Source organism: Streptomyces aurantiogriseus (assembly GCF_014649375.1).
Lineage (GTDB): Bacteria > Actinomycetota > Actinomycetes > Streptomycetales > Streptomycetaceae > Streptomyces > Streptomyces aurantiogriseus.
Window position 1 is genome coordinate 55,609 of sequence record NZ_BMSX01000039.1, and the last position, 9,169, is coordinate 64,777.

Consider the following 9,169-nt stretch of genomic DNA (forward strand, 5'->3'; position numbering starts at 1 on the left):
TTCAGAGCATTGTCGTTCGTGAATTGATTCACGAAATTCCGTCGCAAGATTCACTTCTTCAAGATTCACTTCCTGGCACCACTGTAAGCGCGGGAAGCGACCTGCGCACATGCCGAAGGGCCCCACGGGTGGGGCCCTTCGGGTGTGTATGTCGCCGGGAACGCCTGGACCCGGCCCGCCGGGTCGTCAGGCCAGCGGCGTGGCCGCCGGTGTGGTCGGCCAGGTCATGCGGATCAGTCCGCCGTGCTCCCCGGCGCTGACCTCCACGTCGTCGACGAGACCGCTGATGACCGCGAGGCCCATCTCGTCCTCCTCGGCCTCGACGTCGGCGTCCGCACCGGAACCGGGCACCAGGTCGCCAGGGACCACATGCGGCGCCTCGTCGCCCACCTCGATGGAGAACTGTTTCTCCTCCTCGATGAGCGACACCTTCACCGGCGCGGTGATACCGCCGTTCTGGTGCAGTCCGACGGCGCGGGTGCAGGCCTCGCCGACGGCGAGCCTGACCTCGTCGAGGACGGCCTCGTCCACTCCGGCCCTGCGCGCCACCGCTGCCGCCACCAGTCGGGCGGTCCTGACGTGCTCGGGCAGCGCGCTGAAGCGGAGTTCAACGGTGGCCATGCATCCCCCTCCGAACTACGGGCGTGCTGTCGGGGGGCCGGACTGCCGAAAGCCCGGTCCCCCGGTGTTCAACTGTGCCGAGCCGGGCGCGCGCCTTCACGCGCCCTGGTTCGGTGGTCAGTCGGTGGCCGCCACCGCTTCGTCGACCGAGGTGTGGATCGGGAACACCTTGGTGAGACCGGTGATGCGGAAGATCTTGAGAATGCGCTCCTGGTTGCAGACCAGGCGCAGCGAGCCCTCGTGGGCACGCACTCGCTTCAAGCCGCCGACCAGCACGCCGAGCCCGGTGGAGTCGAGGAAGTCCACGCCCTCCATGTCGACGACGAGGTGGAAATTCCCGTCGTTCACCAGCTCGACCAGCTGCTCGCGCAGCTTGGGCGCGGTATATACGTCGATTTCGCCACCGACCTCGACGACCGTACGATCGCCGACGGTACGGGTCGACAGGGACAGGTCCACGGATCCTCCAGCACCTTGCTATCGAGCGGTCGCCCCTCGGGACACCTCGGCAGGAGCCCCCGGGACGGTTCGCCAGCCGCGATGGCATTCAATCACTTACCGGCAGGCGTGCACGACGCCTTGGCTCCATTGTCCGTCACGCCAGTGACACACTCGGTGCCGATGGCCAAGAATCACCGATCCGATCGACCCCCGGCACAGCCCGCGCCCCGCCTGTCGCCGGGCGCGCTCCTGGACCGGCTCGCCCCGGGAGAGAACCGGGCGTCGCGCATCACTCATACGGAGCACTTGCCCCCACGTGAGGGCCGCCATGCCGTCTGGCCCGACCGGATCCGCAGCGAGGTCGTCGCAGCCGTCCAGGCCTGCGGCATCCAGCACCCCTGGGCCCACCAGGCGCGCGCCGCCGAGCACGCCCTGGACGGCAACTCGGTGGTCGTCGCGACGGGCACGGCGTCCGGCAAGTCCCTGGCGTACCTCGTGCCGGTGCTCTCCACGCTCCTCGACGGCTCCGAAGCGCCGAACGGCCGCGGCGCCACCGCGCTCTACCTCGCACCCACCAAGGCCCTTGCGGCGGACCAGTGTCGATCCGTGAAGGAACTTTCACACCCGCTGGGCACGGCGGTACGCCCGGCCGTCTACGACGGCGACACCCCGTTCGAGGAACGCGAGTGGATCCGCCAGTACGCCAACTACGTCCTCACCAACCCGGACATGCTGCACCGCGGCATCCTCCCGTCCCACCCTCGCTGGTCCTCCTTCCTGAAGTCGCTGAAGTACGTCGTCATCGACGAGTGCCACACCTACCGCGGCGTCTTCGGCTCCCACGTCGCCCAGGTGCTGCGCCGGCTGCGCCGCCTGTGCGCCCGCTACGGCTCCTCCCCCGTCTTCCTGCTGGCCTCCGCGACGGCGGCCGAGCCCGCGGTGGCCGCCGGCCGTCTCACCGGCCTGCCGGTGGTCGAGGTCGCCGACGACGCCTCCCCACGCGGTGAACTGGTGTTCGCCCTCTGGGAGCCGCCACTCACCGAGATACAGGGCGAGAAGGGCGCCCCCGTCCGCCGCACTGCCACCGCGGAAACCGCGGACCTGCTCACCGACCTCGCCGTCCAGGGCGTGCGCACGGTCGCCTTCGTCCGCTCCCGGCGCGGCGCCGAGCTGATCTCGGTGATCGCCCAGGAGCGCCTCGCCGAGATCGACCGCTCCCTCGCCCGGCGTGTCGCGGCCTACCGGGGCGGCTACCTCCCCGAGGAGCGCCGTGCCCTGGAGCAGGCCCTGCACTCCGGCGAACTCCTCGGCCTGGCCGCCACGACCGCCCTCGAACTCGGCATCGACGTGTCGGGCCTGGACGCCGTCCTGATCGCCGGCTACCCGGGCACGCGCGCCTCCCTGTGGCAGCAGGCCGGCCGGGCGGGACGGTCCGGACAGGGCGCCCTCGCCGTCCTGATCGCCCGCGACGACCCCCTGGACACCTTCCTCGTCCACCACCCCGAGGCCCTGTTCGACCGGCCCGTGGAGTCGACGGTCCTCGACCCCGACAACCCCTACGTCCTCGCCCCGCACCTGTGCGCGGCCGCCGCCGAGCTTCCGCTGACGGAGGAGGACGTGGAGCTGTTCGGCCCCGAGACCGAGGGACTGCTGCCGCAACTGGAGGCCGCGAAGCTGCTCCGCCGCCGGACGAGGGCCTGGCACTGGACGCGCCGGGAGAGGGCCGCCGACCTCACCGACATCCGCGGCGAGGGCGGCCGGCCGGTCCAGATCGTCGAGGAGGGGACGGGCCGCCTGCTCGGCACGGTCGACGAGGGCGCCGCCCACGCGACCGTCCACGAGGGTGCCGTCCACCTGCACCAGGGCCGCACGTACCTGGTGCGGTCACTGGACCTGGACGACTCCGTCGCCCTGGTCGAGGAGGCCAACCCGCCGTATTCGACGGTCGCCCGTGACACGACGTCGATCTCCGTCCTGGAGACGGACGTCGAAGTCCCCTGGGGCGACGGCCGCCTGTGCTACGGCTCCGTCGAGGTCACCAACCAAGTGGTCTCCTTCCTGCGTCGGCGTGTCATCACCGGTGAAGTACTGGGCGAGTCGAAGCTCGACCTCCCTCCTCGTACGCTGCGCACACGCGCCGTGTGGTGGACGGTCACCGAGGACCAGCTGGACGCCGCGCGGATCGATCCGGAGATCCTCGGCGGCGCCCTGCACGCCGCCGAACACGCGTCGATCGGCCTGCTGCCCCTCTTCGCGACCTGCGACCGCTGGGACATCGGCGGCGTGTCGATCCCCCTGCACCCCGACACCCTCCTCCCGACGGTCTTCGTCTACGACGGCCATCCCGGCGGCGCGGGCTTCGCGGAGCGCGCCTTCCACACCGCCCGCCCCTGGCTGACCGCCACCCGCCAGGCCATCGCCTCCTGCGAGTGCGACGCCGGCTGCCCGTCCTGCATCCAGTCCCCCAAGTGCGGCAACGGCAACGACCCGCTGCACAAGAAGGGGGCGGTGCGGCTCCTCACGGAACTGCTGCGGGGCGCGCCGGACGAGAAGCCGGTGGAGTAGCCGAGAGGGCAGGGGAGCACCTCAACCGGAAGGTGGAGGGGCAGATGCCGGTGACGGTGGCACGCCCGGAGGAGAAGCCGGGGGAAGCGACTCCGGCGCCACCGGCCCCGCCGGCCCCGCCCGCGCCCTGACCTCCGCCGCGAACGGCCCCCGCCCTGACGCCGCCGTCACGTCCGAGATCTCCCCCACGACCGCGCACCGCACCAGCCGCGCCCCCTGTGCCCGGGCCACCCGCTCCGCCCGGGCACAGGCCGCCGTGGCCCCGTCCGTCCAGTGGTCCGCGGCCGCGAGTGCCGCGAGGTCCGCACCGCCGGCCGCGCGATGCCGGGCCAGGACGGCCTGCCCGAGGGCGAGCACGACCCCGAACACCACGCACAGCACGGCGATCGCCCCCAGGGTCCAGACGGTGGCGGAGCCGCGGTCGGAGCCCCGACGGCGGCTCACGCCCCCGACACGGCCTGTCCCGAGCCTGCCTCGACGCCCTCTCACGGGCCCACCTCCCCATCCTCAGCCGCCGCCACGGCCTCCTCCCGCACCTCGAACGGCAGCCCCCGCAGCACCGGCGGCTTGGCCACGACCACCACCCGGACCTGGTCGCCCTCCCGGCTGACCGTCACCCGCGCCCCGCGCGGCGCCGTCGCCCGGGTCACCTCGACCACGGCGTCGGCCGGGTCCTGCCGGGCCGCGGCCCGGGCGCCGGTCCTCGCGGCGTCCACGCACTGGATCTGAGCCGCCATGACGAGCAGCCCCCACACCAGCGCCATCGCGAACGCCACCAGCACCGGCAGCACCACGGCCGACTCCGCCGTCACGAACCCCCGGTCCGCACCCCGCATCCACCGGCGCTCACGTCCGCACACTGAGCGCCCGCTTCACGATGGCCTGCAACTCCGCGGTGACCGTCCCACTCGTCACCACCTTGTAGAGGATCACGGCGAAGGCCACCGCCGCGACGATTCCCATCGCGTACTCGGACGTCACCATCCCCGCGTCCCTCCGCGCCGCACGCACCCTGCACACCAGGGCGCGCAACCGCGCCCGTACCGCCTTGCTCATCTCAACCCCCGTGAGGTTCGATCCCGTTGATTCCGCCGGGCTTATCGGTTCTTGAATGGTTCTGTTGTTCGAGTTGGTGCTGCTGGTCCGTTTTGCTCCTCTGGTTCCTCCTTTTTCTGTCGGTCCTCGTGTTTCTGTCGCTCTGATGACCAGTCGGGCCTGTTGATCTCGCTATCGGCCGGCCCGCCGCACGTCCGACGGCAGCCCCGCTCACTGCACCCTCATGGCCCACCCCCTCCCAGCGCCCCACCCGCCAAGCCGATCACGACGGGCGCGATACCCACCGCGATGAAGGCGGGCAGGAAGCACAGCCCCACCGGTGCGGTGACCATGACGGCCGCCCGCCGGGCGCGAGCCGTCCCCGCGCGCGCCCACTCGGCGCGGGCGTCGGCGGCGAGCCGGGCGACCGGGCCGGCCGCCGGAAGCCCCGAGACATCGGCCCGCTCCAGGAGCCGAGCCAGGGAGGCCGCCCCCGGCACCTCGGCCAACCTCCGCCAGGCGGTGCCCGGTTCGCCGCCCAGTCGCACCTCCGCGGCACCGCGCGCCAGCCCTTCCCCGACGGGACCGCCCAGGGCCTCGCCCACCGCCTGCGCCGCGATCACCGGGCCGGCGCCCGCCGCGATGCACGCTGCCAGCAGGTCGGCGCCGAGGGGGAGTTGCCGGGCCGCGACACGTGCGTCCGCCTCGCTCATGGCGTCGGCCGCCCGCTGCCGCCGGCGCCACTGCCCCATCACCCCCGCGCCGACCAGCCCCAGGGCGACACCGACGAGGCCACCGCCCACGGCCCATCCGGCGCACACCACCGCCACCTCCGGCAGCCACCGCCGCACCACCTCCCGCACGCTGGGCCGCGCGGTGTCCGACATCGCCGACAGGGCCAGCAACTCGGCGAGCCGCTGTCGCGTCCTGCGCCGACGCCGCACCCCCTCCAGCCACCGCACCAGCCACACCAGGAGCAGCGTGATCCCCACAGCCACCCCCAGCCTGTGGACAACTTCCGCACTCATTCCGCCTCCGTTTCCCGCACCGCGCCGCGCACGGTCCGCCTGAACGGCCGTCCACCCGCTCCCCACCTCACATCGCCTCCGTCTCTGCACACCTGACGGCCCGCCGCCTCACACCTCCTCCGCACACCTGACGGCCCGCCGCCTCACACCTCCTCCGCACTCCGGACGATCCGTACCGCCCACCACGTCCCGACCCCCTCCAGCACCCCACCGACCAGCAGGCACCCCCACCCCGCCCCGGTGTGCAGCAGGACATGCAGCGGGTCGGCGCCGAGCGCGGTCCCCAAGGCCAGGCCCAGGACCGGCAGCCCGGCGAGCATCACCGCCGTCGAGCGAGCTCCCGCCAACTGGGCACGCAGGTCGGCCCGCTGGTCCCGCTCCGCCCGCAGCGCCCCTTCGAGCCGGTCGAGTCCGGCGGCCAGACCCGCGCCCTGGTCCACGGCCACCCGCCAGCACGCGGCAAGCCCGAGCAGTCCGTCGGCCCCCGGTTGCCGCGCCGCGGTCGCGAGCTCGCCGGGCACGTCCCCGCCGAACCGTGCCGCCGCCAGCACCGCCGCCTGCGCCGCCCCCAGCCCTCCGGAGTCGCAGGCGGCCCGCTGCAGCGCCTCGCCGGGCTGTCGGCCCGCACGCACCTCCCCGGCGAGCGCCGCGCACAGCGCGATCACGGCGTCGCCCCGGCGCTCCGCCGCCCGCCGAGCCTCGCGGGCCAGCCGCACCCGGCGCATGAGGGGCACTCCGGCCGCCCCCGCGACGACCGGCAGCACCGAGGCGCCCAGCACCGCCAGGGCCAGTCCGACGACCGGCGCCCACCACTCGGGGCGCCACCGCCCACGGATCCTCCGCAACTCGTCGGCCAGGTCCTGCCACGACGGGGGCCCCATGCCGACCGTTCCGCCTCCGGCCAGCAGCAACTGTGCCCGCCGGGCCCCGGAGTGTGGTCCGCCGAGCAGCCAGATCGCGGCCCCGGTACAGACCGCGGCCGCGGCCATCGGCGCCTCACGCATCACACTCATCTCCGCCTCCGCACCCCTCACCTCGCAGCAACTCCCGCAGTCGCTCCCACCCGCGCTCGCGGGTGAACGCCTCCGCCTGCCACCGCAGCGCCGGCACCGTCCGCACCAGCCCGGACGGATCCCGCTCCAGCACGTGCACCTCGGCGATCCGCCGCCGCCCGGCCGGGTCGCGCACGAGGTGCAGCACCACCGACAGGGCGGCCGCCAACTGGCTGTGCAGCGCCGCACGGTCGAGCCCGGCCGCCGTGCCGAGCGCCTCCAGACGGGCGGGCACATCCGCGGCGGCGTTGGCGTGGACCGTCCCGCAGCCGCCTTCGTGGCCCGTGTTGAGCGCGGCCAGCAGATGGACGACCTCGGGGCCGCGCACCTCGCCCACGACCAGCCGGTCCGGCCGCATCCGCAGCGCCTGCCGGACCAGGTCCTCGAGCGTCACGAGGCCCGCTCCCTCCTGGTTGGCGGGTCTGGTCTCCAGCCGGACGACGTGCGGATGATCGGGCCGCAGCTCCGCCGAGTCCTCCGCGAGCACAATCCGCTCCCCCGGCCCGACCAGCCCCAGCAGGGCGCTGAGCAGGGTCGTCTTGCCGCTGCCGGTGCCACCGCTGACCAGGAAGGACAGCCGGGCTCGCAGCAGGGCCCGCAGCACCTGGTCCCCGCCCGGCGGGGCCGTGCCCGCAGCCACGAGCTCGTCGAGCGTGAACGCCCGCGGCCGTACCACCCGCAGTGACAGACAGGTGCAGCCGACGGCGACCGGAGGCAGCACCGCATGCAGCCGCGTACCGTCGGGCAGCCGCGCGTCGGCCCACGGCCGGGCGTCGTCCAGGCGCCGTCCGGCCACTGCGGCCAGCCGCTGCGCCAGGCGTCGTACGGCGGCCGCGTCCGGGAAGGAGACCGTGGTCAGTTCCAGGCCGCCGCCGCGGTCGACCCAGACCCGGTCCGGGGCGGACACCAGCACGTCGGTCACCGAAGGGTCGGCGAGGAGCGGCTCCAGGGGCCCGCTGCCCACCAGCTCGGACCGCAGTTGCTCGGCGGCGCCGAGGACCTCCGCGTCCCCGAGAACGCGCCCCTGTTCCCGCAGCGCCTGCGCCACGCGCGCGGGCGTCGGCTCGGCACCGCTCTCCGCGAGCCACTGCCGTACGCCGTCGAGCAGCGCTCCCGTTCCCCTCGGCCGTGCGTGCCCGGGCATCGTGTTCATACGCCACCCGCCTCGACCAGCGCCCGCTCCCAGAACTCCTTGCAGAAGCGGGCGAGGGGCCCGCGCGCGGCGGCGCCGGGCGGTGCCTTGCCGCCGTCCGGGCGCAGCAGGCCCGACTCGACGGGCACCTCACCGACCAGTGGCAGGCCGAGCAGCCGGGCCACCTCGCGGTCGTCGAGACCGGGCGCGTACGGCCCGCGCACCGCCACCCGCACGTCGCTCAGGACCATGCCGACGGCGGAGGACACCCGTCCGGCCGCCGCGACGGCGCGCAGTTCGGCGGGAACCACGAGGAGCCCGACGTCGATCTGGGCGAGCGCCTCGGCTACGCCGTCGTCGACGCGACGCGGCAGGTCGACGATCACCGTCCCGCCCCGGCGCCGGGCCGCTGCCAGTACCGCGCGCACGGCCTGGGCCGGGATGGCGACGCAGTCGCCGCGGTCCCAGCTGAGCACCCGCAGCTGGTGCAGCTCGGGCAGCGACTCCTCCAGCGCACCGCCGCCGACCCGCCCGCGCGAGGCGGCGAACGCCGGCCAGCGCAAGCCTTCCGTGGTCTCTCCGCCGAGGAGTACGTCGAGTCCGCCACCCAGGGGATCGGCGTCCACGAGGAGGGTGCGCATCCCCTCACGCGCGGAGGTGACAGCGAGAGCGCACGCGAGCGTGGACGCTCCGGCCCCGCCGCGCCCACCGACGACGCCGACGGTGAGGGCGGGCCGGCCGACGCCCTCGGCGACGTCGGCGATGCGGTCGACGAGCCACTGCTCACCGTCGGGCAGCATCAGGACGTGGTCGGCGCCGATCTCGACGGCCCTCCGCCACACACCGGGATCGTCCTGGTCGCGTCCGACGAGGACCACTCCGCGTCTGCGGGCGGCTCCCCGTACCCGGCGCGCCGCGTCGTCGCCGACCAGGACGAGCGGCGCGGACTCCCAGCTGCCCCGCCGCTCCGGCACCGAGGGATGCACCTCCGGTGTGGCGCCGGCCGCGGCGCACAGCCGCAGCAGGTCGTCGAGGAGTTCGGCGTCCTCGGTGACGATCAGCGGCCTGCCCTGCCGGCCTTCGGCGGCGGGCGGCGGGTCGTGTGTGACGGCTCCGGTCACGGTTTCCATCCCCCTTCGCTGCGTGGCGCGCACCTCTCTGCGGCCCCGCGATTCCCCTGCGTGTGAAGAACCGGCGCTCCGGTCTCCATATGAACGGCCGACGGAAACCGGCCTAGCCTCGCGCTTTCGCGAGTGGGTCTGTCCGGGTCTTGATCAAATAAATGGAGAGTGCTG

Annotated in this window: 10 protein-coding genes; 1 reads left to right on the forward strand and 9 read right to left on the reverse strand. The window is 74.0% G+C overall.

The window, feature by feature from the left end:
• Positions 1–186: 186 nt before the first annotated feature.
• The gene (locus tag IE263_RS45045) at positions 187–621 is read right to left on the reverse strand and encodes an ATP-binding protein (RefSeq protein WP_189943945.1); all 435 of its coding nucleotides are present in this window, start codon (positions 619–621) and stop codon (positions 187–189) included.
• 117 nt (positions 622–738) lie between these two features.
• Positions 739–1,080, reverse strand: a complete 342-nt coding sequence (gene bldG / locus IE263_RS45050; RefSeq protein ID WP_009189842.1) for an anti-sigma factor antagonist BldG — start codon at positions 1,078–1,080, stop codon at positions 739–741.
• An 81-nt stretch (positions 1,081–1,161) separates the two neighbouring features.
• On the opposite strand from bldG, the gene sftH reads away from it, so the two are divergent.
• The gene (sftH, locus tag IE263_RS45055; RefSeq protein ID WP_189943946.1) at positions 1,162–3,627 is read left to right on the forward strand and encodes a DEAD/DEAH box helicase; all 2,466 of its coding nucleotides are present in this window, start codon (positions 1,162–1,164) and stop codon (positions 3,625–3,627) included.
• 21 nt (positions 3,628–3,648) lie between these two features.
• On the opposite strand, the gene IE263_RS45060 is transcribed toward sftH, so the two are convergent.
• The 7 genes from IE263_RS45060 to ssd all read right to left on the reverse strand — a co-directional run bounded on the left by IE263_RS45060 (position 3,649) and on the right by ssd (position 9,004).
• A complete protein-coding gene (locus IE263_RS45060) occupies positions 3,649–4,071 on the reverse strand; it encodes an Rv3654c family TadE-like protein (protein ID WP_189943947.1) in 423 nt (140 codons plus the stop codon).
• 41 nt (positions 4,072–4,112) lie between these two features.
• Positions 4,113–4,463, reverse strand: coding sequence for a TadE family type IV pilus minor pilin (locus IE263_RS45065; protein WP_189943948.1), 351 nt, complete (start codon positions 4,461–4,463; stop codon positions 4,113–4,115).
• A 10-nt stretch (positions 4,464–4,473) separates the two neighbouring features.
• The gene (locus IE263_RS45070; protein WP_189943949.1) at positions 4,474–4,683 is read right to left on the reverse strand and encodes a DUF4244 domain-containing protein; all 210 of its coding nucleotides are present in this window, start codon (positions 4,681–4,683) and stop codon (positions 4,474–4,476) included.
• A gap of 221 nt (positions 4,684–4,904) precedes the next feature.
• Positions 4,905–5,690 carry a type II secretion system F family protein gene (locus IE263_RS45075; RefSeq protein WP_189943950.1) on the reverse strand — a complete coding sequence of 262 codons (786 nt, stop codon included), beginning with the start codon at positions 5,688–5,690 and terminating at the stop codon, positions 4,905–4,907.
• 143 nt (positions 5,691–5,833) lie between these two features.
• Positions 5,834–6,703, reverse strand: a complete 870-nt coding sequence (locus IE263_RS45080; RefSeq protein WP_229911530.1) for a type II secretion system F family protein — start codon at positions 6,701–6,703, stop codon at positions 5,834–5,836.
• On the reverse strand, positions 6,687–7,886 hold the full coding sequence (locus IE263_RS45085; RefSeq protein ID WP_373312288.1) for a TadA family conjugal transfer-associated ATPase: 1,200 nt from the start codon (positions 7,884–7,886) through the stop codon (positions 6,687–6,689). The genes IE263_RS45080 and IE263_RS45085 overlap by 17 nt, the downstream gene beginning before the upstream one ends.
• Before the next feature lie 5 nt (positions 7,887–7,891).
• Positions 7,892–9,004 carry a septum site-determining protein Ssd gene (gene ssd / locus IE263_RS45090; RefSeq protein ID WP_189943952.1) on the reverse strand — a complete coding sequence of 371 codons (1,113 nt, stop codon included), beginning with the start codon at positions 9,002–9,004 and terminating at the stop codon, positions 7,892–7,894.
• Between the last annotated feature and the right edge of the window lie 165 nt (positions 9,005–9,169).